The following is a 26,453-nucleotide window of genomic DNA, read 5'->3' on the forward strand; positions in this document are numbered from 1 at the left end:
GAGTACATGATTATAGGCTTAACCGGAGGCATCGCTTCGGGAAAAAGCACCGTGTCTGCACTGTTTGTCCGCAAGGGAGCTGCGCTGGTGGATGCTGATGTCATCGCCCGAGAGGTGATGCTCCCCGGACACCCGGTGCTGGCGGCAGCGGTGGAGGCTTTTGGAGACCGCATCCTGCTGCCTGACGGTTCGCTGGACCGGGCAGGTCTTGGCGAGATTGTCTTCCGGGACCCGGAGGCGCTTAAGACACTGAATAACCTGACCCATCCGGCAATCCGCAGGGAGATCAAGGACAGGATGTATGCGCTTGAACAGGAGAATCCGCAACGTCTCGTCATTGTGGACATTCCGCTGCTCTACGAATCAGAGCTGGATTCCTTGTTTGATCAGATTATTGTGGTCTATGTTCCGAGGAGGGTGCAGTTAGCCCGCCTCATGGAGCGCAGCGGAATGAAGCTGGAACAGGCGGAGGACCGGCTGCGGTCCCAGATGGATATTGAACTGAAGCGCAGGAAAGCGAATTATGTGATCGACAATAGCGGTGATCTGGAGTCTGCAGAGCTTCAGGTTGCCCGGCTGTGGGACAGGCTGGGCCTGATATGATGAAGTGGCTGCGTAAAAAAAGAGTTCTGCTGCTGCTGTTCATCGGCTTCACCGCGATCCTGTTTCTTGGCTCCAACTGGATGTCATGGTTTTATCCTATTCATTATAAAGCAGAGATCCGCCAGCACAGCCAGACGTATGAGATGGACCCGTTCCTGGTGGCGTCCATCATCCGTGTGGAGACCAATTATAAGACCGGCCGCGAATCCAAAAAAGGCGCACTGGGGCTCATGCAGCTCATGCCGGATACCGCCAAGTGGGCGCTCGAAAAGGCCAAGCTCCCCGACGTGTCGCTGGAGCGGCTGAAGCAAGAGCCCTCCTCCAATATTGAACTGGGCACCTGGTATTTGTCTACGCTGTCCAAGCAGTTCGACGGCAACCGTATAGCGGTCATAGCCGCCTATAATGCCGGGCCCGGTAAGGTGCAGAGCTGGTTGGATGAAGGGCAATGGGACGGAACAGAAGCCTCTGTGAAGGACATTCCGTTCGGTGAGACGCGTCACTACGTGCAGCGTGTAATTTATTATTATGATCAATATACCGAGCTCTATAGTGAGTTCTAGGGTGCTTGTTACTTCTGCTGCTGTTATGTAAAAAGAAGCATCAAACGGCCGGAGGCCGTTCGATACTTCTTAGGCAAGCTTATGTCGCGCTTAGCAGGTTATTATTTGTACTGACCTGCCAACTGCTGCTCAGCCAGGGTTACAAGACGTTTAGTGATGTAACCACCGATCGAACCGTTTTCGTAAGAAGTTTTATTGCCTTGGTATCCGTCTGGGGAGAGGGTGATACCTAGTTCCTGGGCAACTTCATATTTCAGTTGTTCCAAGGCACCGCGTGAGTTTGGAGCTACCAGGTTATTGGAGTTGTTATTTTGGCTCATTGCTGTTCACCTCCTATCGGTTGGTAACTGTATTATGTGCCGGACATGTCAGATTCATAACAACAAATAAACGGTGTTTTCTGGAAATTAAATTAAGCCCGCATAGCCCTTGTGTATCAAGGGGCGGGGCCTGACCATTCTAATGATGAGGAAGTGAAGAAGCTTATGAAATGTCCTTACTGCGACCACACCAATACCAAAGTCCTGGACTCGCGCCCGGCCAATGAGAATAAGTCCATCCGCCGCAGGCGGGAATGCGAGCTGTGCAGCCGCCGTTTCACCACCTTCGAGATGATTGAAGAGACCCCCCTGATTGTGATCAAAAAAGGCGGCAGCCGTGAAGAGTTCAGCCGTGACAAAATCCTCCGCGGCCTGATCCGTGCCTGCGAGAAGCGTCCGGTCCCTGTTGAGCGCCTGGAGGTCATCGTATCCGAGGTGGAGAAAAGCCTGCGCGGCATCGCCCTCGCCGAGATCGAGAGCCGCCAGATCGGCGAGCTGGTCATGGAGCAGCTCTACCCTGTCGACGAGGTAGCCTACGTCCGCTTCGCGTCCGTGTACCGCCAGTTCAAGGACATTAACATGTTCATGAAGGAACTGAAGGGACTGCTGTCCAAGAACACGGAGGAGCTGGACGGGCTGTAGGTGGAGGGAGTAGAGGGGTTTGATTGGGGTAGCGGGGCTGGCTCTGGGGTTATAGGGCCAGTTCCCGGATAGGGCGTTTGTCCTCAAAAATAATTTCGAAAAAGTGTTGACACTGAAAGCAGATTTCTGTATTATATAGAAGTCGCCTACGAAACACATTGATGAATAAGCGGCTTGAGCTTATCACTAAGATTAGATTTTAGAATACATAATGTAATTCTAAATTGGCAAAATTGTAAAAATATGGGGCCATAGCTCAGCTGGGAGAGCGCATCGCTGGCAGCGATGAGGTCAGGGGTTCGATCCCCCTTGGCTCCACCAATTTCATACGGACTCTTAGCTCAGTTGGTAGAGCAGTAGACTCTTAATCTATTTGTCCAGGGTTCGAGCCCCTGAGAGTCCATCACATGAAGAACGGCAGAGATGTCGTTCTTTTGCTGTTTCAGGGGATGCGGATGATTAAGTGGGGGAACAGCAAGGGCTTGAGATCCATTCCCGAACCGTGAACCCCTGAACCCCAACTGCGAAATATGATTTCCGTTGATATCCTTCGGTTCTAAATGTGTCTAAAGGACTGCTACGGACCCCACAGCCCTTATTTTCTCTATTCAACATAATTAAAAGGGCTAACGGACCTTATCGCGCTTATTGTTTCATCACCATCCATATATGAGATGAAATCTAGTAAATAGCGCCATCTGAGTCCGTCAGCTTCGTGAAATTGTGCTTTTTATAGAAATAGGCGCGCCTCGGTCCGTTACAGCTGATTGATACCTCTACTTCTCACGCTCACAGCCACGGAATTCAAGTGTTTTTACCATATCAGCTTTATAATTATGCTCCTAAACATACGTTACACTCTAAGCTGATATGTCCGGTTGCGCTGCTGTCCTCCAGCGACATCCAGTAACTGTTGTTCGACCAAATGATGCAGAATTCGTCGGAGTGCCTGTCCGTTACCCTGAGATGCTTAGCAAGCTCCAAAGGTGTGAATGCCCTGAGCAGACGTCTTGCGTAACGAAGGGTCTCCGCTTCGAGCCAAGTTAAGGTGGAAGCAACATCCGTCGCAATGAATTTGCCGATAAAAGACAACACCAACTGTTGACATTGCTTGGGTTCTTCGATAATCGAAGCCTTGAATCTCAATCCCGCCTTTTGCACCTCCAGGCATATAAGCTAAGTCCAGATAGCGGTACCCGTTATTGAAATCACGCACTTCCCATTCTGGAAACAAATGATCGAAATTGCCTATTGCCGGAAACCATACCTTGCGGAGAAATTCAACTGTTCCGTGGCCTAATCCTTTGCCAAGTAGCTCCTTTCGCCTGTGGTTGCTCTCATTCTTTAGATTGCTAACTAACCATTCCTCGTACTGCTGCTCAAATCGCGGCATCCGTACTCCTCCTCGAACGCTCAACTTAGTGTTTATTTTTCCCGCAAAAAAGCCGCCTCAATACTCAACCCTCTCCAAGAAACTAACTCGGAAGGGGCAAAGCATTACAAGCGGCGTGTGCTTCACAACCTATGTTTCTTATTATAGCGCTACAAATCCAGGAATCAATAAGTTATACTACCCTTAAGTCCTCATAGGAGGCTGAAATCAGACATGCTTGTGCCAAAAAGAATGGAAAAACAAACAACTAATGGGCTAGCTGAAGATGACTATTCAATTGACGATATTCTTGAATCTGAAGGTATACTGACGCCTAATGAAGCAAAAGAACTGTACAATGAGATTCGGAGAATGCGTGAGGAAGAGTGGAATTGATAAAAGGGGAGAGTCTGATGACTAAGAATGAACAAGCCAGATTATTCAAAGTAACCTTAAGCGACTGGAACGGTGCGGTGCGTGGACGGCCTACCCGGAGGATTGCAATATCTGCAAAGGCATCGCTGTAGGATCTTGCGGCAGTTACGAATACCCCCAAACATAAGCTGCTCCTCTTATTCGATTATGGCGATGAGTGGAGAATGATTGTTCAATATCTGGGAGAGACAGAAGTGAAGCCGGGACAGAAGCTGCCTATGATTACGGAGATCGAGGGAGAGGCACCGGATCAATATGGAGATTTTGATGATGCTGAAGACGAAGAGGATGAAGAGGCATAACTGGATATAAGATCCAGATCGGACAGGTATTAAAATCACGGGTGCGGGAGCCGGAGGAATGATGGAGGAATTAATCCACGTTATCCGGAACATTCCGAGCCTTTTTTTATTTACACACTAATTTACAAACCAACGGTCGGTATGTATAATCAATAGTAATCATATTCTAATTTAATCTAATCTTAACTATGCCAGGCAGAAGAGGAGAATAGCGATGAAGAACGCAGACCGGCGGGAGCAGACGATCCGGCAGCTGCTGGAGGCTACCAAGCAACTGCTGCGGGATAAGAGCTGTCATGCCATCACTTTGAAGGACATTATGGAGCAATCGCAATTGTCGAAGGGGGCTATATTTCATTACGTGAAGAGTAAGGATGAGATTTTTGCCTGGGTGCTGGAGGAGCGGCTTGACGCTGTGAATAATCGTTTTGAGGAGGAGGTGGCAGGCAGTCCGGATAAAGCTTTTGACGGGCCGATGCTGGCCATTGCCAGAAGTCTGGCTGGTCTTGAGGACAGCCATGAAGCGACCAACAAGGTGCTCCTATATCTGCTGGGCAAGGAGAATGAACCGGCGGTAGCGGAGGTACTTGAGCATTTTCATGAGCGGTCGGTGTCAGTCTCCAGACAGTGGATTATCACAGGGCAAAAGTACGGCGTGATCAAAGACAGCGTTAATCCTGATGAGACGGCGGAGCTGTTCGTCCTGCTGTCGCTGGGTCTGCGGGTACGCACCTCCATGCGCGCCTCTTCCGAGTCCCTGTCAGCGAAAGAGGTAGCCGGCTTTATGGCGGGTATCCTGAAGAATTAATGGTGAAGGAGGAGTGTACAATGGTTCCTTTTATCGCGCTTATCGCATCCTTTTTGCTGTTCCGGGGGATGGGTCTCCTGGGCTTGACATATTGGAATGACTGGCAAACCGCCCTTCAGTGGGCCGTAGCCATTATGCTGCTTCTGGGTGCTTCGGCTCACTGGGGACGGCGGCGGGCTGATCTGGTCAGAATGGTACCGCCCCTTTTTCCAAGGAAGGAATGGATTGTTACGGTTACCGGAATGCTGGAGATCGCCGGGGCTATTGGATTATTGCTGCCAGCTGTTTCCTTGGCCGCTGCCGTGTGCCTGATTGTGCTGCTGATTGCCATGCTCCCCGCCAATATCTATGCAGCACGCACTCAGTTGACGATTGGCGGCAAGCCGGTCCCGAAATTACCGGTCCGCATAGGGATTCAGCTCGTTTTTATCACTGCAGTGCTGCTCGCATCCCCGTTACTCTACCTGCCTTAATCGTGGACAGGACTCCAGCTCCTCTTTTACAAATTGCATTAAAAGCTTCTTGGATGAGGAATGATACTCAACATTGCGTGATTGCAGCAGGCCAACGGGAATGGAGGCGTTCTTCAGCTCAATATGAAGTCTTACGACATTCGGAGGTAATGGCGTAGATTCGAGGACGGCTCCGATAGAAGGGATTTGCCGGACGAAGCCCGCAATGGCGGAGATTTGACTTACTGTATGCAGAAAAGGAGTGTCGGTGTACCGGGAGAAATGCTTCGCTAATTGGGAATGATATAGACAGGTAGCTCCCCCGGCAATGATTGGATAACCAAGCAATTCCTCGAAAGTGATCTCATCTTTTGCGGCCAAAGGGTGGTTGTTCCCTGCGATAAAAGATATCCGCTCCTGATACAAGGGTTCGAAGTGATACGAAGATAGGTCAACAGGCTCTCCACAGATGGCAAAATCCAATTGATTCTGAAGCAGTGCATGCGAGAGCGAAGCGGTGTTACCGATCACAAAATGGCAGGATACATTAGGCTTATGCTCCATGAAGCGAAGAAGCGACTTTGGCAGTACATGCTCCGTCAACATTTCCAGCCCGCCGATACTAAGCGTACCGATCTCTTCTTTTTGCAGAGCCTTGGCCTGACCCGCAACATAGGTCCAATGCCGAATCAGACTATCGATCTCAGCGGCAAATATCCGCCCCGAAGCTGTAAGCTCAGAGTCCCAGCCCCGTTTGAACAGCTTGATGCCCAGTTCCTTCTCCAGACGTTGAACCTGATTGGTGATTGTGGACTGCGCGTAGTTCAGTTTGGCGGCGGCTTTAGAGAAGTTTCCTTCTTGCAGGATAGTTTGAAATGTAGTTAGTTCTTTTAGGTCCATTAGCAGATATCTCCATCGGATAAATTGAATTATTATATCATTTAATTCAATTATACAGAATAAGAGGCGGAGAGTACAATGAAGTTACACCAGTAAAGGAGTGAAGTGACATGCCTTTTGTCAGAGTCAGTTACTTGGAGAACAAATATGATGACCAACAGCTGCCCATCATTAGCCGTGAAATTATGAGTGCTCTCGTGGAGCATTTTAACGTGCCGCCAGATGATTTCTTTCAGGTATTTCATGCCCATAAAGCAAGCGGATTTTATTACAGCCCGAATTACTTAAACATAGAGCGGAGTGATGGGTTGCTCTTTATTCAAATTACGCTGAAATCCGGGAGAAGCAAGGAGCAGAAAAAGGGCTTTTACAGCAAACTGGCCGAAATGTTGTCGAGCACCCTGGGCATCAGGAAAGAAGACGTCTTCGTCGTACTGGTCGATACAGAATTCGAGGATTGGACGTTTGGCAATGGCATCGCTCAGATGATTGAATGAATGATACTTGAAGGAAATGGAGGTTTTGGAATGAAGCATCGGAAAATTGCATCGAATGCCCATGAGGCCTTCGGAGATATTGCTCCTTCGTTCGCGCGTTATTCGGAGGAGGTGCTCTTCGGGGAGGTATGGAGAAGGGAACAGTTATCGCTTCGGGAACGCAGTCTCCTGACGATATCGGCCCTGGTTGCCGGCGGGCTTACCGAACAGTTACCCTTTCATATCCGTCTGGCCCTGGACAACGGTCTATCCGAGGAAGAATTGATCGAGGCCATGACTCATCTCGCCTTTTATGCAGGCTGGCCGCGTGCCGCATCGGCGATACTGGTTGCCAAGGGGATTTTCGAGGAGATATAACCACAATTGCGCATGTGAGCGAAAGCTCCGTGCGCTTTTTTTTGGTTTAGACAATTTTTTTGATAAGTGGTTAGAAAATCGCTGTTTTTTCATTTTTTTTAGAGCTATACCCCGATTAGGTCCTGGTGAATCGGTTTTTGTCGAGAATTGTTAAGAGTTTGTTTAGAGCTGTCTGCTAGAATGAAGCCCAGATATGAATTTTCTAAGGGGGCAGGTGCTACACTCCAGCAGAATTTGCAATATAGCACAGGATGAATGAACAAGGGGGAGCGATACATTGTTTAAGGGTAAGGGATTGAAAAAATATTTCTCGTTGTTACTCGTGATCAGCTTAGTTTGGACCGGAGCCTTTCCGGTATATGCGGGTTCGACAGACAATGGTGCGGCAAGCTGGTTGTCTCTCGATACGGCGCCAGGCGGAATTACATTAAATGCAGTAGCAATAGGCACCGGTACAGTAATGGTGGGCAATGGAGGAGAAATTGGTGCATTAAGCAGCTCCATGACCTGGACAGACCGCGAATCAGGTGTGACCGAGAATTTGAACGATATTATCCATACGGGTACAGATGGCGAATATGTTGCAGTCGGTGACAATGGGATAGTCCTAACGTCAACAGATGGCGTGTCCTGGACACCATCCGATGGTTCCTTCGGTATGAACTGGAATGGAGTCAGTTACGGCGATGAAAAATTAGTTCTAGTCGGCGATTCAGGATTTATCATGATAAAAAATGACAACGGCACTGACTGGGAAATAGTATACTCAGACCCTGCTACGAATCTGAACGCTGTGGCTTACGGCAACGGTACGTTTGTAGCAGTGGGCGATAACGGTACGGTGGTAATTTCCAAGGATGGACTTGAGTGGACCCCGGTAACACGTAAAACAACCGAAAATTTAAAGGGCATCAGCTTCGGCGGTGGCATGTTCATGGCTGTCGGGGCGTCGGGAACCATTATTATCTCTCCGGAAAGTAAAAAAGGCGTTGAGCAGACCCTGGATTCTAAAGTGAATCTGAACGGAGTGGCTTCCGGGAACGGGGTATTTATGGCCGCAGGAGACGGCGGTAAGGTTTTCTCTACTAGTGATATGGGGCAGAATTGGAAGCCTGAAAATACAGGTGTGACTACAACCCTTAATGGAATCGCATTTAATCAGAACCATAACCGCTTTATCGCTGTGGGTGTAACTGGTGGGATCATTGAGTCCAATGCCGTTCCAAACATTCCGCGGGTGCTCAGTCTGACTCCGGGAAATGATGAGACCGATGTAGCAGTAGATGCAAACCTGGAGCTGATGTTTAATCAGCCGGTGACGGCAGCCACTGGAGACGACTTTAATATTAAAATATTCAAGGCTGCGGATCTGTCCGCTCCGGTTGAAATCATCCCGGCGGATGACACCAGCAGAGTAACGGTAAATCCAGCTACCAATACGGTCACGGTTAATCCGGGTAAGAATTTCGATCAAGGTACGAAATATGCTGTAACAATTGACGCGGATGCTTTCACTAACGGTGGAAGCGGCAATGCAGCTATCGCAGCGGGTGATTGGAGCTTCACGACACTAGCTGGACCAGGAGATGAGACCGCTCCAACCGTTATGGATTATTCTCCTGTGCCAGGGGCGACAGGAGTTGATATTGAATCGAATCTGACGCTTACATTCGATGAACCTGTAACGAAGGATAGCGGCAGCATTCTGATTTACAAAAGTACGGATGAAGTTAATCCGGTAGAAGTCATTCAGCTTGATGATGTTACGGTTCTTGATAAGGTGGTAACGATTGATCCTTATGCAAAACTGGAATATGGTACAACCTACTATGTAATCATTAGTGACGGAGCTTTCAAAGATCTGGCAGAAAACTCTAACTCTTATACAGGTATCTCGGATAAGGACACTTGGAGATTCACAACCGCCGAAGCGCCTGATACAACACCGCCGGTGGCAAGCGGGTTTACTCCTGAGAATGGAGCAAAGAATGTAGAGATTGGCACCAATCTGAGCTTTATTTTCAACGAGGATGTACAGAGATCGGAAGGCAGTATTAAAATTTACAACAGCACGAACAGCAGTGCTCCACCGGTCACGATTCCTGCCGATTCTATGCAAGTCATTATTGACGCCAACGTAGTAACGATCAATCTGGAGGCTGACCTTGATTACAGTACAACCTACTATGTACAGATTGAGAACAATGCATTTGCGGATATGGCGGGCAACAGCTATGCGGGTATCACTAACGATACAACCTGGCGGTTTACTACTACCAGCGAACCCGATAAGACGGCACCCATCGTAAGCACATACTCGCCTGAGAATGGGGCAACAGAGGTAGCTATCGGAGCTAACCTGGAGCTTGCTTTCAGCGAGAATGTAGTGGCAGGGGAAGGCAGCATTAAGATCTACAGCCCTGACTCCGACAAAGCGGTAGCTACTATTGCTGCCAGTGATGCAATCATTCTGAACAATAAAGCAACAATCCATCTGGCTCAACATCTGGAGTATGGTACAAGCTACTATGTGTTGATTACTGAAGATGCGTTTGCAGATTTATCTGGAAATTTCTTTGCGGGAATCTTGGACAGCACAACCTGGCAGTTCACCACCCCGGCTGCGCCGGATACAACTGCACCTGTGTTAAACGCTTACTCACCTGCGAATGGTGCAACGGGTGTAACTATTGGAGCTAATCTGGAGCTTACCTTCAGCGAGAATGTAAAAGCAGGGGAAGGCAATATCGTAATCTACAATAGTGCGAATCATGCACCGGCAGCGACGATTCCTGCGGCTTCCGGAAATGTAAGCATCCAGAGCAATGTAGTGACGATTAATCCTACGGATGATCTGAAGTACGGTGCGAGCTACTATGTACAGATTGGAGCCGGGGCATTTACTGATCTCGCAGGCAACAGCTATGCCGGCAATGCGGAGAGCACAATCTGGCAATTCACAACCACAGATGCACCGGATCGGATCTCGCCTACGGTGATTACGTATTCGCCGGAGCCGTGGGCCACCGAAGTGGCAGTGAAAGCGAATCTGGTCCTGACCTTCAGCGAAAATGTACGGGCGGCAGCGGGTACCATTGAGATTTTCCGCAGCACCGATGACATTCATCCGGTCGTGACGATTCCTGCCCTTTCGGACATGATAACGATCCTGAACAATGTCGTAACCATCAATCCGGCGGATAACCTGGAGCATGGGACGAGTTACTTTGTACGTATTTCCGAAGGAGCATTTACAGATCTCGCAGGCAACAGCTATACCGGCATTGCAGGCATTAACGCCTGGCGGTTTGTGACCACCAGTGCGCCAGATACAGCAGCCCCGGTAGTAACATCTTACAGTCCGGCAGGTAATGCAACACATGTACCTGTATCTACTGCACTCATATTGACCTTTAACGAGAATGTGTTAGCTGGAAATGCCAATATTGAGCTTGTTAATGCAGAGAATGGTGAGGTCGTTAAGTCGATTAAAGCGGACGATAAGACGCTAGTTTCGATTGCGAACTCAACCGTCAGCATCAACACGAACGGCCTGCTTAAGCAGGGCGGCAGCTATTATGTGTTGATTCAGGCAGGTGCTTTTACAGATGAATCAGGTAACAGCTATGCAGGACTTGCGGATAGTAAGGTCTGGAGCTTCTCGGCAGTTCCTGTTCCGGTCACGCCAACTGATCCTCCTACACCGGCACCGGGCGGCGGCTCAGGATCAGGGGGAGGAGCACCGGCTCCGGTTCCAACACCCAGTCCTCAGACAGAAAGTATTAACGCAAACGTTGAAAACGGGGCTGCTCAAGGCTCCATGGTATCCTCCGTTGTCATTACCCGCACCAAGGATGCGAACGGTGTGAAGAGTGATACCCTTACGTTCACATTGGAACAAGCCATCCGCGCGGTTAATGAGCTTAAGGCTGCCGGGTCGAATATTGCCAGAATCATCGTACCGGATCAGAAGGATGAGGTCGCCGGAACCAGATTGACCATTCCGGCAGCTTCCAGCAAGCAATTTGCTGATAATCAGATCACGCTGGATCTATTCACAGTGAATGCTGAGGTGAAGGTGCCAGGCAGCTCGATGGCTGGAGTTGGTACAGATATTTATTTCAACCTCGTTCCACTGAAGACATCGCAGCAGAGCGCAGAGGTAGAAGCGCTTGCCAAAGCACAGGTGCAGAGTGTATCCCGCGGTGCTACAGTTACGCTGGTAAGCCGTCCGGTAACGATTGAGACCAATCTGCAGAGCCGTCCGGTTACCCTGGTATTGCCGCTTAGCAACAGTTCGTTAACAGCGGAGCAACTGAAGGCACTGGCGGTCTTTATCCAGCACAGCGACGGCACCAAAGAATTGGTCAAGGGTGAGATCGTACCTTTCGGCCAGACCGGAAAGTCAGGTATTCAATTCAGTATCAGCAAATTCAGTACATTTACAGTTGTTCTTGCGCAAGATCCAGCGGCACAACTGAAGGCGTATATGACGGGGTATACCGATGGCACCTTCAAGCCGGGGAATAGCATCACCCGGGCAGAAGCGGCCAGCATCATTGCCCGCACCTTCAGCCAGTCCGCAGTCACTGCTGGTGTTGCGTATTCCGATGTTCCTGCCGGACACTGGGCTGCAGATGCAATCGGTCAAGTGACGCGAAGCGGCATCATGAAAGGTTATGGGGGCGGCAGCTTCAAGCCTAACCAGACGATTACAAGAGCTGAAATGGCGACGATCTTGTCCCGCTTGATTACAAGCGCTCAAACCCAAGCGGCCGGCTTCAGTGATATTGCCGGACACTGGGCTCAGGCAGCTGTTGAGCAGATGTCCCAGGCAGGCATCATCACCGGCTACGAAGACGGCACGTTCCGCCCAGACCAGACGTTAACGCGTGCGGAAGCCGTAACCATCGTTAACCGTGCCCTTGGGATCGCTCCGCTGACCAGCGCAGTCCAGAAATGGACAGATGTTCCGGCTGGCTACTGGGCATTCGGCAGCATTCAGGCAGCTTCTGTAGATCATTCTGCAGAATAAAATAATTACAGCAAAACAGCCCTTCCATCCGTCTTTGACGGGGAAGGGCTGTTTTGCGTGCGGCTGAGGCTATAGGCTGCCACGAGAGCAAGTGGGTCCAATGTAATCGAAAAACCGACCACATTGGGCCAGTGGTCATACCCCTGTCAAGTAGACAGATGAAAAAAGCTAAGCAGCCAGCGCGTGTCGATACTCAATCGGCGCGCGCTGTTTCAGTTTCGCCTGAAAACGTTGGTAATTGTAAAAGTAGATATACTCCTCAACGGCTTGATGAATCTCTGCTTCTGACTTACACTGGTGAAGGTACAACTTTTCTGTCTTCAGATGCGAAAAGAAGGATTCGATGCAGGCGTTATCCAGGCAGGTTGCTTTGCGAGAGTGGCTGCCCTTGACGCTGAATGCCTCTAATCGTGTGTTGTACGCCTGAGACGTGTACTGAAAGCCTTGGTCCGAATGGAGCACGGCCTCAGACACGTCTCTTTTCCGTGTCCACTGTTCAACCGTATCCAAGACGAGGTTTACGTCGTTTCGCTCCGAGATCTGCCAAGCTACAATTTCATTGTTGAAGAGGTCCTGAATCGCAGACAGATAATAAAAACGGGTGCCGTCTGAGATATACGTAATGTCCGTTACTAGCTTCTGCTGAGGTGCTGTCGCATGAAACTTACGCTTTAATCGGTTCGGGTAGACCACGGAAGGAGTAGAGCCCGCACGACGCCTTTTCTTGCGAATGACAGACTGGATCGATAGCTCTTTCATGAGCCGCCATACCTTCTTGTGGTTGACGAGGTAGCCTGCCTCCCGCAGGGCTGCCTGCATTCGAGGGTACCCGAAATAGGGATGAACCAGGTGAATCGCCACCATATGCTCTTTCATGGCGTGCTCTTGCTCATGGGCATCCATTCGTCGAACCTCTGCACCTCGCCACTTGTAGTAATTTGCCCGCGATACCTCTGCAATGGCTAATAGGCGGGTGATGCCATGTTGGTCACGTAGTTCTTCAATTACGGCGTATTTGTCATGCAGTCCAAGCTTCCCTCCCTTTACAGATTTGGATACCGCTTTTTTAAGTAGTCCACCTGTGCCTTTAAGTAATCTCGTTCTTCTTCTATACTGGCAAATGTAGAACGTGGACGTCCTTTTAAAGGGCTTGTTGCCCCTTTTGGTGTATGGAGTGGCTCCCCATTCCGATATTTCTTTACCCATACTTTAAGCTGGGTACAGTTCACAATCCCCAACCTGTCGGAGACGACCTTATAGCTCTCCCCTCCTGTAAAATAGGCTTGAATAGCCTCTTTCTTGAATGCCTCCGTGTACGATTGAAACACTTGTCCCTTTTTGGCCATACCAAAATCCCCTCCCAGTTCACTCATTTCCTCATGTTAACACATGAGGTTTTTTCGAGTGTCTACTTAAAGGGGATAATACCACAGCGTGGAGCGAGTGGGCGGAATGTAATCGAAAAACCGACCACATTGGTCTGGCGTGGAGCGAGTGGGCGGAATGTAATCGAAAAACCGACCACATTGGGCCAGCGTGGGGCGAGTGAGCCCAACGTAATCGAAAAACCGACCACATTGGGCTGGCAGAAGGTGGCTCAGCGCTATCGGCGGTAACACCCGCCCGCCAGGGGACGTTGTTCCTGATCATGCTGGCCGCTACTTACTCCCTACTTGCTGCCGGCCTCCCACCGCAGATTCCAGTGGTAATGCTGGTCCAGCTCCTCGTGCCCGCTGAAATACTCTACAAGCCGTTCCACGCTGAAGCTGCCGTCCTGCTGGCTGCGAAGCATGGCGATGGCGCACATTCCCTTATCGTTGTTATGCTCGTCCAGCTGCACCTTGATCTCCGGCCCGCCCTGCTGGCTGATGGTTATAACGGCGCCGGCTTGTGACCAGTTCGTAACGCCTTCATAGATAAAAGCAAAGATGACGATCCGGTTGATCTCGGACAGGTGATGGCCGTTAATCCGCAGATTCTCGCCTGTAGCGATGGAGCCGGTGCGGTCATCCCCGTCCAGCGAGATGTAGGGCGGCCGGTTCAAGCTGCCGAACGATTCGCCGAGTGCCTGGACCGTACCCTTAAGGCCGTTCTTCAGCTCGAACAGACAGCCGAGGTCCAGGTCAATGCCTCTGCTTCCGAACCACCCGGAGGATGGAGTCTGAAGCCAGTTAAGATTGATAAGAATCTCTCCCGAAGTTCCTACTCCCTGCTGGAGACGGAGGGTCTCCCCGTGCCGCTTGAGAACGATGGTGTCCGGGTTCAAGGGCGAAGCGGAAGGAGCGGGTGGTGCTGCGGGAGGCAATGAATCGACCGGCTTAGGCCGTGACCGCAGCTCCGGAAGAACAAAGGGGGAGTTGCGGGCGGGTTCGGGTGCTCTGGAAGCTTGAACAACAGGCAGGATGTCCTTGACCTGTATTCCGTAGCTGTGGCAGAGCGCGGCTAAACCTCCCGCATAACCGGAGCCGACCGCGCTGAATTTCCATTCGTTCTGATATCTGTAGATCTCCCCTGCCACAATGGCAGTCTCCACGGAATAACCGCCGCCCAGGCGGTACTGGAGGAGCTCCGTTCTATCCGCAGCGTTCATAACTCGCAGATAGGGATCGGAGAGCAGCGAGAAGCTCTGCTGTCTTGATTCCGCCTCATAGATCGTCAGGGCGAAGGCAATCCGCTCAACCTCCGCAGGAATTAGACTAAGCTCTACAGCAATTTGTGTATCGTCAGCGGGTCCGCTATGGACTCGTTGCGCGGGCGGCAATATCACTACAGACTGGTCCGGGGCCGCAGGATTGCCATAGAAAATAAGATCCTTCTCTGTTGCAACCTTCTGCGACGCAGTAAGTAAAAAAACGGAGAAATCAATCTCGACCCCAGCCCTTGCTTCATTCCAGCCCATGCCTACGATGATGCGGCCGAGGAGAGGATTGTCTTTGGTTAAGCTGCATTTTTGCCCCTTGATAAGCTCAAGTGTCATGAGAACCAGCCTTTCCTATGAGTAGTTCAAGCTTGTATAAGTGCGGGTGGCAGACTCAGAATCTGCCCCGGCTTCCGGCATCCAGATTGGGACCATTCAGATCCGTCAGGCGCTCCAGGGATTGCTCGTAGATCCGTACAATATCCTGTATCTTCTGGAACTCGGGGTCCGAGGGACCCAGGTTGTCCATGAACATGCGCTGTAGAATTTCTTGGTAAAAGGAGATACGGCTCCCCACCAGCTTGCATTCGTAGTCAATGACCTCTTCAATCGAGTGCTGCTGAACGAATTCCATCAGATCGTCTGCAGGATTACCGCGTGACTCGCGTTCATTGCGTGCGGCAACCGGCGCGCTGACATTATCCAGATTGACGGTGGAGCGTATGTCGGTGAACAGAATCCCTTCCTTGGCCAGCATCACCTGAAAAGGCTTGTGCTTGAACAGCTCCTGCGCAACCAGCGTACACATTGCCTGATTCCTCAGCAGCATCCCGTCAAACGGATGCAGCACCCACCCGCTGTCATCCCGGAACAGGTTGAATGTAAAATATTCACCCCCATACTCATATCTCAAGTTGATAGCTGTCTCAGATGTAAGCTCGTATTGAAATGCATCCATTCTATTGCGCGCCTCCTGCTTCTACTTTGGATTTCTATTAGCATAGCAGAAAATGGGGAATCTTGGAGAGAGGATTTTAGCCTAAATGAAAGAACCTCTTGCGCCGCAAGAGGCTCTTCCATTCGCTGTCAATCCGTCTTCACGCCAAAGGGGGAAACTGCAGGGTGGCCCGCAGTCCGTGGCCGGCGCTGCTCTCCAGAACAAGCTTGCCCTTATGGGCTTCGGCAATGCGGGCGACCATCGGAAGGCCAAGCCCGTGGCCCTGCCGGACGGGGCGGGTCCGCTTCCCGGAGTAAGGCAGCAGGACCAGCTCCGGCAAGTGCTCCGCCGGCACACCCTGACCCTTGTCCGATACGGACAAGGCGAGACAGGAGTCTTCCTCGCTGCGGAGGATGCTAACCACAATCCGGCACCCATCCGGGTTATGCCGGATGCTGTTCTGGACCAGATTACTTACTGCACGGTAGAGCAGCTTCTCATCTCCCATCACCTTCAGGCTCTCATCAGTAAGGCAGAGGTCAATCGTATACCGCTCCTCCAGGCCGTTATTCATGAAGTCGGATACCACGGTCCGGGCCAGAGCGGATAAGCGTACCGGCTTAAGCTGCAACGGTTGCATGTCATACTCCAGCATAGAGACGAGGTTCAAGTCGCTCACCAGCGACCTTAGCTGCTCGCCTTGGCGGCGGATAATGGCAGCCTGCTGGCGTTGCTCTCCGGTCAGGTTATCTTGTTCCTCCAGATTGCTCGCGTAGCCAAGGATCATCGAGAGCGGGGTGCGGATGTCATGGGAGATCCCGGCGATCCAGTTGGAGCGGGCTTCATCCCGTGATTTCAGCTGCGCGCTCCGGGTCTGCAGGGTAGCGGAAGCCGAATTAATGCTCTCGGACAAATCACTGAAGAGTCCGGCAGTCTCCAGGTTAACCGGCTTGTCTTTGGCCAGGGCATGAATGCTGTTGATCAGGGGCCGGATATTGCGGATCAGCCGGGTGCCGATGAACAAGGAGAGGGCCACGGCCAGTACCACATTGCAGATCAGGAGCAGCAGCACTCTTAAGGGAAGGGAGCGCAGCCAGTCCGTCATGTATCCGAGCTGGTATTTTTCATATGAATATTTGGGATAGCCTACAACGAGAAGTCCTTCCGGGTGCTCCCACATATACACAGGATATTCCAGCAAGTAGTAGCGTGAGAACTTCGCCACCTCTACGATGTTGTAAGCGCGCGGAACCTCCGGCGGCAGCTGCTCACTCCACGTTACCTTGCCTCCGGCATCCAGCAGCATGGCCCAGGCCCGGTTCTGCTGAAGCAGCGCGGCCGCCTTGGGATTCAGGGAGTACTTGCCGTCTGACCCTTGCAGATCTGAGGATATTTCCCTTACGACCTTCTCCGGCGAAGCCTCCTGATGGGTCTCCTTGAAGATTAGCAAGCCGAGCAGAATCAGATTGAACAGGAGCAGGAGCGCAGAGACCAGCAGGGTGGAGCCTACGAATTTGCGTAAAATCCGGACCGCACTGTCCATTAGAGCGCCTCCTGAACAATGAGCTTATAGCCCAGCCCTCTGACCGTCAGCAATTGCACCGGCTTCGAAGGGTCGGCTTCGATCTTCTCGCGGATACGCCGGATATGTACCATTAAGGTATTCTCATACCCGTAGCTGTCATCTCCCCATACCGCCAGGCAGAGAGCATCGCTGGTCACAATCCGGCCGCGGTTCTCATAGAGCTTGACCAGAATGGCGTGCTCCTTAGCCGTCAGGGGCAGCTCCTGGCCGTCTCTTCGTACCACAGCGCTGTCCAGATCCACCACCAGCTCCCCCGACCTGAAGACAGGAAGCCGCTCCGGAACGGAGGGCGCATACACCCGCTTCAGCACAGCCGTCAGACGCAGCATTAGCTCCCTCGGCAGAAAAGGCTTGACGATATAATCGTCGGCCCCAAGGCCCAGCCCCAGCAGGCGGTCCTCATCTTCACCGCGCGCCGACACGAAGAGGACCGGCATATCAGAGAAGGTTCGTATGGCGGAGAGAAGCGAGAACCCGTCCCTATCCGGCAGCATCACATCGAGAATGGCGATATCCGGTTTTTCCTGGCGGCACATGGCGAGGGCACTGCTATAATCTCCAGCCGCATATATGCGGTAATACCCTTCTTTTCGTAAAAAGAGCTCGATCATCTCACGTATTTTTGGCTCGTCCTCAACGATCATTATTTTGCGGTTCTTCATCGTATTCAATCGTCATCACCCATGAATCAGTATACACGATCAGGCAGTGAAGAATGGGAGGAGCCGGAGTATTTAAGGTAGGCGTAAGGTTATCTTCAGCCTGGAGCAAGGGAAGGCCTCTATGCTAGGAAGCAAGAGCCGACTTGAGAGAAATGGAGCTGAAATGGAACCTATGAACATTCAACCAATTATCGAGACACAGCAATTGACCAAAACCTATGGGGGAACGCCCCGGGTGGATCAGGTGAATCTAAAGGTGCAGCAGGGAGAGATTTTTGGCTTCCTTGGTCCGAACGGAGCAGGGAAGACGACTACGCTTAAGATGCTGCTGGGACTGGTGCAACCCACCCAAGGAACCGTTAAGCTGTTCGGGCAAGAGCTGCGGAACCACCGGCTGGAGATTCTGAACCGGACGGGCTCGCTGATTGAGTCGCCTTCCTATTACGGACATCTGACGGGCCTTGAGAATCTGAGAGTCATGCAGCGGCTGCGCAGCCTGCCTGCCAAAAATATTGATAAGGTACTGCAGATTGTCCGGCTGGACAATCACCGGCACAAGCCTGCCGGGCAGTATTCACTCGGAATGAAGCAGCGCCTGGGTCTGGCTATGGCCTTGCTGGCTTTCCCGAGTCTGCTGATTCTGGATGAGCCTACGAATGGGCTCGATCCTGCGGGGATCGGAGAGATCCGGGAGCTGATTAAATCCTTGCCTGCCCAGTATGACATGACGATTGTGGTATCCAGCCACCTGTTGTCGGAGATTGAGCAGACTGCTACATCGGTTGGCATCATCAGTGACGGCAAGCTGCTGTTCCAGGGGGCTATGGCTGCGCTTCAGGCGCAGAACCGGGCGGCGGTTCACTTTCGGATCGATGATCCCGCCCGGGCAGTCCGGATACTGTCGGAGTACGGGTATAGGCCCAGAATGCAGGAGCAGCAACTGGTGTTCAGCGCCATGCCGGACTCTGAGGTGGCTCGGGTCAATGAGATGCTGGTGTCCGGCCAGATTGCTGTGAGCCGCATCGTGGAATTCAGGAAGAGTCTGGAGGATATCTTCCTGGATCTCACCGGAAAGGAGCGGAGCCTGTGATGAAAGCCTTGTTCCTCGAATATTACAAAATCCGGCGGAGAAAAGTGTGGGCGATGCTGACGCTCTTTCTGGCCGCCGAGCTGGGCTGGGCGGCCATGTCCATGAGCATCTCGATCTCGCGGAGTGCGGACAATGCCACCTGGGAAGCGCTGATATTCAGCCTCTCGTCCATGAACGGGCTGTTCCTGCCGATTCTGTCGGCGATTGTGGTGTCGAGAATTTGCGACATGGAGCATAAAGGGGATACCTGGAAAATGCTGATGACCACTTCTGTCGGACGCCAGGCGGTCTATGCCGCCAAATTCGCCTGTGCAGGCAGTCTGATCCTGTACGGCATCCTGGCCCAGGTTGTTTTTATTGCCGGCTTCGGCATGTTCCATAGACTCGCAGAACCGCTTCCGGCAGGCCTGCTGCTGCAGTTCACTGCGGGTACTCTGATTGCCAGTCTGCTGATTATTGCGATGCAGCAATGGATATCGCTGGCGGTGAAGAATCAGGCATTTGCCCTGTGTCTTGGCATGCTGGGCGGGTTCATGGGGACGACCGCAAGCTTGTTCCCTGCCGCTGTCCGGCAGTTGGTCGTCTGGTCCTATTATCTGGATCTCAGTCCGGTGACTTATGTGTATAAGGCTTCATCAGGAACTTATGTTACCGGAAGCATGCCTCTGATTCAGTTAAGTGCAGCTCTGATACTGACACTGGTTCTGTATGTTGCCGGGAATACCCATGTCTCCAAACAATCGGTCTAAGGAGGAGAACTTATGCTTAGAAGTGTTGCTGCCGAATGGCCCAAGCTGCGCCGCTCGCGGATGGGACTGGTACTGGTCAGTCTGCCTGTGGTCAGCCTGATGATCGGCTGTGCTAATTTTGTAATGAACCGGGAGGCCTTGCAGGGAGAGTGGTATAGCTTATGGACTCAGGTAAGCTTATTTTATGGAGAGTTCTTCCTGCCGATTCTGATTGCCATCTGCTGCGCCTTTGTCTGCAGGCTGGAGCATGTGAACCGGAACTGGAACATGATCCTGGCTGCTCCAGTATCCATAACAAGTCTCTTTATAGCCAAGCTTGTTATTGTCGGCGTGCTGATTGCGGGAGCGCAGGGCATGTTTCTGTTATTGTACTGGACTGCTGGGCAGATGCTCGCCTTTAGCGGGCCTTTTCCGCTGGAAATGGTGATCTGGACCCTTCGCGGCTGGGTAGCTTCACTGAGCATTGCCGCTCTGCAGCTTGGCTTGTCCATCCGTATCCGCAGCTTTGCCACACCGGTCGGAATCAGTCTATGTGCGGTTTTTGTGGGGCTGGGCCTTTATTTGCTGAAGCTGGGGCTGCTGTTCCCGTATTCGCTGCTGACCATTGGCATGGGCGTGCTTACCCAGCGCGGACTGACGGCTATGGAGAATCTGCTATTCTTCCTGATGAATGGAGTGTACCTCGTAGTTCTATCGGTCTGGTCAATCCGCAGATTGAGATATAAGGATGTAGGCTGATGCGTGGAGGGCAGGTGTAGAAGCATTAAGCAGCAGAAAGCGGAGGCCGGGGGCCTCCGCTTATCTTACGTATCCTATAAGGGATGATGCAGGGAACCCGCTCAAGAAGCGAGTGTCTTCTTATTTGCTCATATCGTAATCCGGCATTCCAATGGTAGAGAACCACTGACGGATCTGCTCCTGGTCCTTGGAGAAGGTAAGGCCCAGCTGAAGCAGGATTCTTGCCTTCTGCGGGAGTAAATCGCCTGCACCGATGATACCTTTGGCTCCGGTGTCGTATACTGCCCCTGAGCCTGCTCGCGTAGCGCTTACGAATAGAACGCCCTTCTCGATAGCCGCTGTACGGGCTGCCTGCTGTGCGGTGGAGATGCCTCCGGCACCGTGACCCGCAGTTACGATCCCCTTAACCCCTTCATCAGCCAAGGCAGTAATGGGGGTTGCGGAGGCTTCCGTATAGCTGTATACAACATCAACCTTAGCCAGATCCTCCGGCTGGATCGTACTGAGATCAAAAGGAGTTTTCCACTTCTCGGTTCCGGCATCCTTGACGCGGGCCGGTGCACGAACCGCACGAATCCGGTTCTCATCTACCGTCCCCAGAGCGCCGTACCGGCCTCCGCCGAAGGTATCCAGACGCAGCGCATCCGTCTTGGTAACTTCTCTGGCTGCAAAGAACTCATCATTCATCATCAGAACTGTACCATAGTAAGTGGTTTTCTGACTTGCAGCCAGCCGGATGGCATTCAGCAGGTTAGCTTCTCCGTCGAAGGAGATCGTATTGGATTGTCGCATGGACCCGGTGAAGATAACAGGCTTGGGACTGCGGACAGTGAGATCAGTCCAGTAGGCCAGCTCTTCCATGATGTTGGTGCCTGTAGTAACAACTACAGCATGAACAGCCGGGTTGGCCAGTTCCTTGTCGATAGCGATGGTAAGGTTGTATAAGTCCTTGGAGGTGGTTTGCGCAGAGCTGATATTGCTTAGCTCTGTACTGGTGACATTGGCTATTTTGGATAGCTCGGGCTGTAGTCTTTGGATAATATCATTAATGGGTACCTTTGGCGTGCCGTACGTCTGAAACAGCTCTCTGGAAGGAGAAGTGGAGGTAATGGTTCCTCCGACACCGACCACTACGACATTGGGAATGATTCTCCCGGGTGTGGTGATTTCGGCGGCCTTCGTGATAGAAGGGAAGGATAACATGGTGAAGAGAACCAACAGAGCGGTAAAGAGACTTAGACTTCTTTTGTGCATAAGATTCATAAGTGACCTCCTCTTAATTTGATCTCTGTGTAAGTATATATGACATTTTTCATAATTGTCAAAATGATAATTTTACTTTTATGTAAAATAAATTCATAAATATGCATAAAAATTTAAAAAAATTAATTTTATGTGATTATACAAAACATATAAATGACACATACATTACATATAAGTCCGTAACCATGAGCGATCGCCCATCAGGTGTATAGAGGGGATTTCATCTGGAGCTGCAATTAGTCTGTCAAAAGCCTGGTAAAGATCCAGCTTCTCTTCCAGTGGAACTGCATGTTCATCACCGGTATCGCTCTGCGAGTGATCCTCCATGTAAGTCACCCGTTTGTTTCGGTTAAGATGGTCAATAGCGATGTTGATGACAATCCGGGTCATCCGGGTCTCGAAATACTGCGGGTTTCAGTATCCGGCAAAAAGTTATAAAACGATTTCCATTTTGTTTGAATGTCAGTTAACATAACGCAAATAGTTATTTTAGTTGCGCATTTTAGATGATTTTGTCGAATAATAGGATTTTAATGAAATTTCAAGCTGATAAAATAGACCTATATCCAAATAAGGGGTGAATGAAAATGAAAAAGTGGTTGAAGGTGTCACTTATTATGACAATGATGGTGGTTGTGCTCTCGGCGTGCGGAGGAAACAAAGCGAATGAAGGCGCGGCGGGCGGCAGCACGAATAAGCTGGTAGTCTATACCCCTAATAGTGAAGCGATGATTAACGCACTTATTCCGGCCTTTGAGAAGCAGACAGGCGTTACCGTAGAGCTGGTATCGGCGGGCAGCGGTGAGCTGATCAAGCGGATTCAGTCAGAGAAAACAAACCCGTACGCGGACGTTATGTTCGGCGGAGCTTTCGCCCTGTTCAATGATAATGCGGACCTGTTCGAGGAATATGTCTCTTCTAATGATAAGGATCTGTTGCAGGGACACACGAATACGACAGGGATCATGACCTCTTATGTCTCTGACGGAAGTGTGCTGCTGGTGAATACGAATCTGGCAGGCGACATTCCGATTAAGGGCTATGCGGATCTGCTTAATCCGGCGCTGAAGGGCAAGATTGCCATGGCGGACCCTGCGAACTCCAGCTCGGCATTTGCCCAATTGACGAATATGCTCAGAGCGATGGGCGGCGATTATACCTCAGAGGCAGGCTGGGATTATGTAGCCAAGCTGCTGGAGAATCTGGATGGCAAAATTGCGGGCGGCTCCAGTAAAGCGCACAAGAGCGTCGCGGACGGCGAATATGTGGTCGCGTTGACATACGAAGATCCGGCAGTCAGCTATGTCAGAGACGGTGCCCCGGTTAAGGTCGTGTACCCCGAAGAGGGCGCGGTATTTCTGGATGCGGTAGCGGGAGTGGTCAAGGGCTCGCCGAATCAGGAGAACGCCAGGAAGTTCATTGACTTCCTCATTTCCAAAGAAGGACAGGATGCACTGGGACAAGAGACCACGAACCGTCCGTTACGCTCGGATGCGGTAATCGCAGACTTCATGACACCGATGGACCAGATCAAGGTGATCGATGAGGATGTGGCTTATGTTGCTGAGAATAAGGCGGCGATTGTGGAACGTTATAACGAGTTGTTTACGAGTATTGCTAAATAATCCAAGCTACTGAACAGCTAAATAGAGAGAAGGCGGGTGTGCAACATGAGCGTCGCAATATCCTTCAAGAATATTGTCAAAAAATATGGCGACACCACCGTAATCCCCGAGCTGTCCCTGAACATCCAAAAGGGTGAGTTCTTCACCCTCTTGGGTCCTTCAGGCTGCGGGAAGACGACACTGCTGCGGATGGTGGCTGGCTTCAACAGTATTGAAGGCGGGGATCTCGGCTTCAACGATAAAGTCATGAACAACGTCCCTCCGGGCAAACGGAACATCGGAATGGTCTTTCAGAATTACGCCATTTTTCCCCATCTAAGCGTGTCGGAGAATGTAGCCTTCGGGCTGGAGAACCGTAAAGTGGGCAAGGAGGAGCGGCAGCGCAGAGTCGCAGAGATTCTGGATACGGTGCAGATTGAAATCTACAAGAACAGAATGCCCAAAAATCTGTCTGGCGGGCAGCAGCAGCGCGTAGCCCTTGCCCGTGCTATCGTCATTAATCCCGATGTGCTGCTGATGGATGAGCCGCTGTCCAATCTGGATGCGCAGCTCCGCGTGGATATGCGTAACGCTATCAAGCGTATCCAGCGTGAGGTGGGAATTACGACAGTCTACGTCACGCATGATCAGGAAGAGGCGATGGCGGTATCCGACCGGATCGCGGTGATGAAGTCCGGTATCATCCAGCAGGTGGGAACACCGCGGGATATCTATCAGCGTCCGGCCAATCTGTTCGTCGCCACCTTCATCGGGCGGACCAATGTTATTGCAGCGAAGCTGGAGAGGGGAGCCGGAGGCAACGCAGTTCTTCATATGGGCAGCAGCTATTCACTGGAAGTCCCGGGGCTTCAAGAGGAATTAATATCCGCTGCAACGGCAGAGGTGAAGCTCTCGGTCCGGCCGGAGGAATTCGTACTGGCTGAAGACGGAACAGGTCTCACGGGAACTGTGGTGAACAATGTATTCCTGGGGCTGAACACCCACCTGGTGGTGGCGCTTGAGAACGGGCAGGAGGTGGAGATCATCCAGCAGTCAGCCTCCACTCAGGCGGTGGAGATCGGACAGCAGGTGAAGCTTGCCATTCTCCCTGGAACGGTCAATGTCTATGATGAAGCCGGGGAACGCAATCTGAACCGGGGGATTCGGCTATGAGCGGCCGGATGAAGCGCTGGGACATCTGGTCGCTGATTACCTTTGTTATTTTTGCCGGATATCTGGTATTCCTGGCTCTGCCCTTGTTCATGCTATTGATAAAAAGCTTCTTCGACGGCAACACCGGAGAGTTCTCACTCGCCTACTTCCATAAATTCTTCAGCAAGGCTTATTATATGAACGCAGTGTGGAACAGCATCAAGGTTACAGTGAGTGTTACCCTGCTGTCTATCCTGGTTGCTGGGCCGCTGGCCTACATTATGACGATTGCCAGAATCAAAGGCAGCGCTGCGGTGCGGATTCTGATTCTGATCTCCTCCATGTCCGCTCCGTTTATCGGGGCGTATGCCTGGATTCTGCTGCTCGGACGCAGCGGGGTGATCACTGCCTTCATGTCCCGGGTCTTCGGGTTCACGATGCCAGATATTTACGGTTTCTCCGGCATTCTGCTGGTACTGACGCTTCAGTTGTCTCCGCTGATCTTCATGTATGTATCAGGGGCGCTGAAGAATGTGGACAACTCCCTGATGGAAGCGGCGGAGAGTATGAACTGTACGGGGCTGCGCAAAATGTGGAAAATACTCGTGCCCCTGATTACGCCGACCCTTCTCGCCGGAGGACTGCTTGTCTTCATGCGGGCGTTCGCGGATTTCGGCACACCGATGCTGATCGGTGAAGGGTACCGGACGGTGCCTGTCCTGATTTTCAACGAATTCATCAGTGAAGTCGGGGGAGATGACGGCTTTGCTGCGGCAATCAGTGTGATTGTTGTGTTGTTCGCGGTCGCAGTATTCCTGCTCCAGAAGTACGTGGCGAACCGGAAGTCGTACAGCATGAGTGCGCTGAATCCGATTGAACCGAAGAAGCTGAAGGGAGCGGCCAATCTGGCGGCCCACGCCTATGTGTATCTGTTCACGTTACTGGCGCTGATGCCTCAGGTCTATGTTGCCTATACCTCCTTTCTGAAGACCTCCGGCAAAATATTCGTCGACGGTTATTCGCTGGACAGCTACCGGGCGGCCTTCTCCAAAGTGGGAGATGCGATCTACAACACCTTCATGATGGCCAGTATCACGATTGTGATCATTACGCTGGCAGCGGTGCTGATCGCCTATGTAACGGTGAAACGCAAAGGTGCGGCAGCGAATGTTCTCGATACCTTCACGATGCTGCCTTATATCGTACCGGGCTCGATTCTGGGGATAGCCCTGCTCGTGACCTTCAATAAAGAACCACTGGTGCTGAGCGGCACCGCCGTGATTCTGATTGCTGCTTTTGTCATCCGGCGTCTGCCTTATACGATCCGCTCCAGTGCTGCTGTGCTCCATCAGGTGAATGACAGCATAGAGGAGGCGGCGATCAGTCTCGGAGCCTCTACCTTGAGGACGTTCTTCAAGATTACAGTGCCGATGATGATCTCCGGGGTATTCGCCGGGGCAATTATCAGCTGGATCAGCATTATTACAGAGCTTAGCACCTCGATTATTCTGTATACAGGGAAGACCCGGACGATGACAGTAGCGGTCTACACTGAGGTAGTACGCGGCAATTATGGTGTAGCTGCTGCCTTATCGACACTGCTGACGGCGATCACAGTACTGTCCCTGCTGCTGTTCTTCAAGCTCTCCGGCAAAAAAGAAGTAACCATGTAGCTGTAGTCCGGGCCCGCGCCAGCGGGTACCGGGCTTTGCTGCATCCTGATGTATAATAGCAGGACGAATAGGAGGA

At 51.5% G+C, this 26,453-nt stretch carries 25 protein-coding genes, 2 tRNA genes and 1 pseudogene; 18 read left to right on the top strand and 10 right to left on the bottom strand.

Features of this window, described 5'->3' with window-relative positions:
• The first annotated feature begins 6 nt into the window (after positions 1 to 6).
• Both coaE and MKX51_RS08895 read left to right on the top strand, forming a co-directional pair.
• Positions 7 to 603: a dephospho-CoA kinase gene (coaE, locus tag MKX51_RS08890; protein ID WP_340992094.1), complete on the top strand. Its 597-nt coding sequence runs from the start codon at positions 7 to 9 to the stop codon at positions 601 to 603.
• Positions 603 to 1,166 (top strand): lytic transglycosylase domain-containing protein, encoded by a 564-nt coding sequence (locus tag MKX51_RS08895; RefSeq protein WP_340995568.1) that lies wholly within the window; start codon positions 603 to 605, stop codon positions 1,164 to 1,166. The genes coaE and MKX51_RS08895 overlap by 1 nt, the downstream gene beginning before the upstream one ends.
• 101 nt (positions 1,167 to 1,267) lie before the next feature.
• Here MKX51_RS08895 and MKX51_RS08900 read toward each other — a convergent pair whose 3' ends face one another.
• Complete coding sequence (locus MKX51_RS08900) at positions 1,268 to 1,486, bottom strand: alpha/beta-type small acid-soluble spore protein (RefSeq protein ID WP_036695868.1); 219 nt, start codon at positions 1,484 to 1,486, stop codon at positions 1,268 to 1,270.
• A gap of 165 nt (positions 1,487 to 1,651) precedes the next feature.
• On the opposite strand from MKX51_RS08900, the gene nrdR reads away from it, so the two are divergent.
• The 3 genes from nrdR to MKX51_RS08915 all read left to right on the top strand — a co-directional run bounded on the left by nrdR (position 1,652) and on the right by MKX51_RS08915 (position 2,531).
• The gene (nrdR, locus tag MKX51_RS08905; protein WP_036695870.1) at positions 1,652 to 2,128 is read left to right on the top strand and encodes a transcriptional regulator NrdR; all 477 of its coding nucleotides are present in this window, start codon (positions 1,652 to 1,654) and stop codon (positions 2,126 to 2,128) included.
• Positions 2,129 to 2,373: 245 nt separating this feature from the next.
• A tRNA-Ala gene (locus MKX51_RS08910) sits at positions 2,374 to 2,449 on the top strand.
• 9 nt (positions 2,450 to 2,458) lie between these two features.
• Positions 2,459 to 2,531, top strand: a tRNA-Lys gene (locus tag MKX51_RS08915).
• Positions 2,532 to 2,981: 450 nt separating this feature from the next.
• Here the strand turns inward: MKX51_RS08915 and MKX51_RS08920 are convergent.
• Positions 2,982 to 3,521: pseudogene (locus tag MKX51_RS08920) on the bottom strand (transcriptional regulator).
• Between the two features lie 213 nt (positions 3,522 to 3,734).
• Between MKX51_RS08920 and MKX51_RS08925 the strand changes: the two are divergent.
• From MKX51_RS08925 to MKX51_RS08940, 4 genes are all read left to right on the top strand, one after another.
• On the top strand, positions 3,735 to 3,896 hold the full coding sequence (locus MKX51_RS08925) for a hypothetical protein (protein WP_340992095.1): 162 nt from the start codon (positions 3,735 to 3,737) through the stop codon (positions 3,894 to 3,896).
• Between the two features lie 203 nt (positions 3,897 to 4,099).
• A complete protein-coding gene (locus MKX51_RS08930; protein ID WP_340992096.1) occupies positions 4,100 to 4,237 on the top strand; it encodes a hypothetical protein in 138 nt (45 codons plus the stop codon).
• Positions 4,238 to 4,451: 214 nt separating this feature from the next.
• Positions 4,452 to 5,045, top strand: coding sequence for a TetR/AcrR family transcriptional regulator (locus MKX51_RS08935; protein WP_076085127.1), 594 nt, complete (start codon positions 4,452 to 4,454; stop codon positions 5,043 to 5,045).
• A gap of 20 nt (positions 5,046 to 5,065) precedes the next feature.
• Complete coding sequence (locus MKX51_RS08940; protein WP_340942198.1) at positions 5,066 to 5,518, top strand: DoxX family protein; 453 nt, start codon at positions 5,066 to 5,068, stop codon at positions 5,516 to 5,518.
• On the opposite strand, the gene MKX51_RS08945 is transcribed toward MKX51_RS08940, so the two are convergent.
• Positions 5,501 to 6,397, bottom strand: coding sequence for a LysR family transcriptional regulator (locus MKX51_RS08945; RefSeq protein WP_340992097.1), 897 nt, complete (start codon positions 6,395 to 6,397; stop codon positions 5,501 to 5,503). The genes MKX51_RS08940 and MKX51_RS08945 overlap by 18 nt on opposite strands.
• 110 nt (positions 6,398 to 6,507) lie before the next feature.
• Between MKX51_RS08945 and MKX51_RS08950 the strand changes: the two genes are divergently transcribed.
• The 3 genes from MKX51_RS08950 (at position 6,508) to MKX51_RS08960 (ending at position 12,286) form a co-directional block, all read left to right on the top strand.
• Positions 6,508 to 6,894 (top strand): tautomerase family protein, encoded by a 387-nt coding sequence (locus tag MKX51_RS08950; RefSeq protein WP_340942192.1) that lies wholly within the window; start codon positions 6,508 to 6,510, stop codon positions 6,892 to 6,894.
• A gap of 30 nt (positions 6,895 to 6,924) precedes the next feature.
• A complete protein-coding gene (locus MKX51_RS08955; protein WP_340942190.1) occupies positions 6,925 to 7,251 on the top strand; it encodes a carboxymuconolactone decarboxylase family protein in 327 nt (108 codons plus the stop codon).
• 277 nt (positions 7,252 to 7,528) lie between these two features.
• Entirely contained in the window at positions 7,529 to 12,286 is a 4,758-nt protein-coding gene (locus tag MKX51_RS08960; protein WP_340992098.1) for an Ig-like domain-containing protein, read from the top strand.
• A 168-nt stretch (positions 12,287 to 12,454) separates the two neighbouring features.
• Here MKX51_RS08960 and MKX51_RS08965 read toward each other — a convergent pair whose 3' ends face one another.
• The 6 genes from MKX51_RS08965 to MKX51_RS08985 all read right to left on the bottom strand — a co-directional run bounded on the left by MKX51_RS08965 (position 12,455) and on the right by MKX51_RS08985 (position 18,108).
• A complete protein-coding gene (locus MKX51_RS08965) occupies positions 12,455 to 13,408 on the bottom strand; it encodes an IS3 family transposase (protein WP_445322057.1) in 954 nt (317 codons plus the stop codon).
• Entirely contained in the window at positions 13,330 to 13,632 is a 303-nt protein-coding gene (locus MKX51_RS33170) for a transposase (RefSeq protein ID WP_445321984.1), read from the bottom strand. The genes MKX51_RS08965 and MKX51_RS33170 overlap by 79 nt, the downstream gene beginning before the upstream one ends.
• A 323-nt stretch (positions 13,633 to 13,955) precedes the next feature.
• Positions 13,956 to 15,263: a TerD family protein gene (locus MKX51_RS08970; protein ID WP_340992099.1), complete on the bottom strand. Its 1,308-nt coding sequence runs from the start codon at positions 15,261 to 15,263 to the stop codon at positions 13,956 to 13,958.
• Positions 15,264 to 15,318: 55 nt separating this feature from the next.
• A complete protein-coding gene (locus MKX51_RS08975) occupies positions 15,319 to 15,882 on the bottom strand; it encodes a hypothetical protein (RefSeq protein WP_209874654.1) in 564 nt (187 codons plus the stop codon).
• Positions 15,883 to 16,021: 139 nt separating this feature from the next.
• Entirely contained in the window at positions 16,022 to 17,404 is a 1,383-nt protein-coding gene (locus tag MKX51_RS08980; protein WP_340992100.1) for a sensor histidine kinase, read from the bottom strand.
• Positions 17,404 to 18,108: a response regulator transcription factor gene (locus MKX51_RS08985; protein WP_445322065.1), complete on the bottom strand. Its 705-nt coding sequence runs from the start codon at positions 18,106 to 18,108 to the stop codon at positions 17,404 to 17,406. Before MKX51_RS08985 ends, MKX51_RS08980 begins: the two co-directional genes overlap by 1 nt.
• A gap of 172 nt (positions 18,109 to 18,280) precedes the next feature.
• On the opposite strand from MKX51_RS08985, the gene MKX51_RS08990 reads away from it, so the two are divergent.
• From MKX51_RS08990 to MKX51_RS09000, 3 genes are read left to right on the top strand one after another with little or no spacing between them, the layout of a single operon-like run.
• Positions 18,281 to 19,198, top strand: a complete 918-nt coding sequence (locus tag MKX51_RS08990; RefSeq protein ID WP_340992102.1) for an ABC transporter ATP-binding protein — start codon at positions 18,281 to 18,283, stop codon at positions 19,196 to 19,198.
• Positions 19,195 to 19,947 carry an ABC transporter permease gene (locus MKX51_RS08995; protein WP_445321992.1) on the top strand — a complete coding sequence of 251 codons (753 nt, stop codon included), beginning with the start codon at positions 19,195 to 19,197 and terminating at the stop codon, positions 19,945 to 19,947. The genes MKX51_RS08990 and MKX51_RS08995 overlap by 4 nt, the downstream gene beginning before the upstream one ends.
• 12 nt (positions 19,948 to 19,959) lie before the next feature.
• Positions 19,960 to 20,685, top strand: coding sequence for an ABC transporter permease (locus MKX51_RS09000; RefSeq protein ID WP_340992103.1), 726 nt, complete (start codon positions 19,960 to 19,962; stop codon positions 20,683 to 20,685).
• Between the two features lie 120 nt (positions 20,686 to 20,805).
• On the opposite strand, the gene MKX51_RS09005 is transcribed toward MKX51_RS09000, so the two are convergent.
• Positions 20,806 to 21,948 carry an asparaginase gene (locus tag MKX51_RS09005; protein WP_340992104.1) on the bottom strand — a complete coding sequence of 381 codons (1,143 nt, stop codon included), beginning with the start codon at positions 21,946 to 21,948 and terminating at the stop codon, positions 20,806 to 20,808.
• Positions 21,949 to 22,535: 587 nt separating this feature from the next.
• On the opposite strand from MKX51_RS09005, the gene MKX51_RS09010 reads away from it, so the two are divergent.
• From MKX51_RS09010 to MKX51_RS09020, 3 genes are read left to right on the top strand one after another with little or no spacing between them, the layout of a single operon-like run.
• On the top strand, positions 22,536 to 23,573 hold the full coding sequence (locus MKX51_RS09010; protein ID WP_340992105.1) for an ABC transporter substrate-binding protein: 1,038 nt from the start codon (positions 22,536 to 22,538) through the stop codon (positions 23,571 to 23,573).
• A 45-nt stretch (positions 23,574 to 23,618) separates the two neighbouring features.
• Positions 23,619 to 24,725 (top strand): ABC transporter ATP-binding protein, encoded by a 1,107-nt coding sequence (locus tag MKX51_RS09015; RefSeq protein WP_340992106.1) that lies wholly within the window; start codon positions 23,619 to 23,621, stop codon positions 24,723 to 24,725.
• On the top strand, positions 24,722 to 26,377 hold the full coding sequence (locus tag MKX51_RS09020; protein ID WP_340942171.1) for an ABC transporter permease: 1,656 nt from the start codon (positions 24,722 to 24,724) through the stop codon (positions 26,375 to 26,377). The genes MKX51_RS09015 and MKX51_RS09020 overlap by 4 nt, the downstream gene beginning before the upstream one ends.
• Positions 26,378 to 26,453 lie beyond the last annotated feature (76 nt).

It is taken from the genome of Paenibacillus sp. FSL M7-0420 (assembly GCF_038002345.1).
In the GTDB taxonomy this organism is placed as follows: Bacteria; Bacillota; Bacilli; order Paenibacillales; family Paenibacillaceae; genus Paenibacillus_AQ.

Bases quoted from the DNA above. Each gene is read 5' to 3' on its own strand.
- coaE (WP_340992094.1), top strand. From the start codon at position 7: ATGATTATAGGCTTAACCGGAGGCATCGCTTCGGGAAAAAGCACCGTG.
- MKX51_RS08895 (WP_340995568.1), top strand. From the start codon at position 603: ATGAAGTGGCTGCGTAAAAAAAGAGTTCTGCTGCTGCTGTTCATCGGC.
- MKX51_RS08900 (WP_036695868.1), bottom strand. From the start codon at position 1,486: ATGAGCCAAAATAACAACTCCAATAACCTGGTAGCTCCAAACTCACGC.
- nrdR (WP_036695870.1), top strand. From the start codon at position 1,652: ATGAAATGTCCTTACTGCGACCACACCAATACCAAAGTCCTGGACTCG.
- MKX51_RS08925 (WP_340992095.1), top strand. From the start codon at position 3,735: ATGCTTGTGCCAAAAAGAATGGAAAAACAAACAACTAATGGGCTAGCT.
- MKX51_RS08930 (WP_340992096.1), top strand. From the start codon at position 4,100: ATGATTGTTCAATATCTGGGAGAGACAGAAGTGAAGCCGGGACAGAAG.
- MKX51_RS08935 (WP_076085127.1), top strand. From the start codon at position 4,452: ATGAAGAACGCAGACCGGCGGGAGCAGACGATCCGGCAGCTGCTGGAG.
- MKX51_RS08940 (WP_340942198.1), top strand. From the start codon at position 5,066: ATGGTTCCTTTTATCGCGCTTATCGCATCCTTTTTGCTGTTCCGGGGG.
- MKX51_RS08945 (WP_340992097.1), bottom strand. From the start codon at position 6,397: ATGGACCTAAAAGAACTAACTACATTTCAAACTATCCTGCAAGAAGGA.
- MKX51_RS08950 (WP_340942192.1), top strand. From the start codon at position 6,508: ATGCCTTTTGTCAGAGTCAGTTACTTGGAGAACAAATATGATGACCAA.
- MKX51_RS08955 (WP_340942190.1), top strand. From the start codon at position 6,925: ATGAAGCATCGGAAAATTGCATCGAATGCCCATGAGGCCTTCGGAGAT.
- MKX51_RS33170 (WP_445321984.1), bottom strand. From the start codon at position 13,632: ATGGCCAAAAAGGGACAAGTGTTTCAATCGTACACGGAGGCATTCAAG.
- MKX51_RS08970 (WP_340992099.1), bottom strand. From the start codon at position 15,263: ATGACACTTGAGCTTATCAAGGGGCAAAAATGCAGCTTAACCAAAGAC.
- MKX51_RS08975 (WP_209874654.1), bottom strand. From the start codon at position 15,882: ATGGATGCATTTCAATACGAGCTTACATCTGAGACAGCTATCAACTTG.
- MKX51_RS08980 (WP_340992100.1), bottom strand. From the start codon at position 17,404: ATGGACAGTGCGGTCCGGATTTTACGCAAATTCGTAGGCTCCACCCTG.
- MKX51_RS08985 (WP_445322065.1), bottom strand. From the start codon at position 18,108: ATGAAGAACCGCAAAATAATGATCGTTGAGGACGAGCCAAAAATACGT.
- MKX51_RS08990 (WP_340992102.1), top strand. From the start codon at position 18,281: ATGAACATTCAACCAATTATCGAGACACAGCAATTGACCAAAACCTAT.
- MKX51_RS09000 (WP_340992103.1), top strand. From the start codon at position 19,960: ATGCTTAGAAGTGTTGCTGCCGAATGGCCCAAGCTGCGCCGCTCGCGG.
- MKX51_RS09005 (WP_340992104.1), bottom strand. From the start codon at position 21,948: ATGAATCTTATGCACAAAAGAAGTCTAAGTCTCTTTACCGCTCTGTTG.
- MKX51_RS09010 (WP_340992105.1), top strand. From the start codon at position 22,536: ATGAAAAAGTGGTTGAAGGTGTCACTTATTATGACAATGATGGTGGTT.
- MKX51_RS09015 (WP_340992106.1), top strand. From the start codon at position 23,619: ATGAGCGTCGCAATATCCTTCAAGAATATTGTCAAAAAATATGGCGAC.
- MKX51_RS09020 (WP_340942171.1), top strand. From the start codon at position 24,722: ATGAGCGGCCGGATGAAGCGCTGGGACATCTGGTCGCTGATTACCTTT.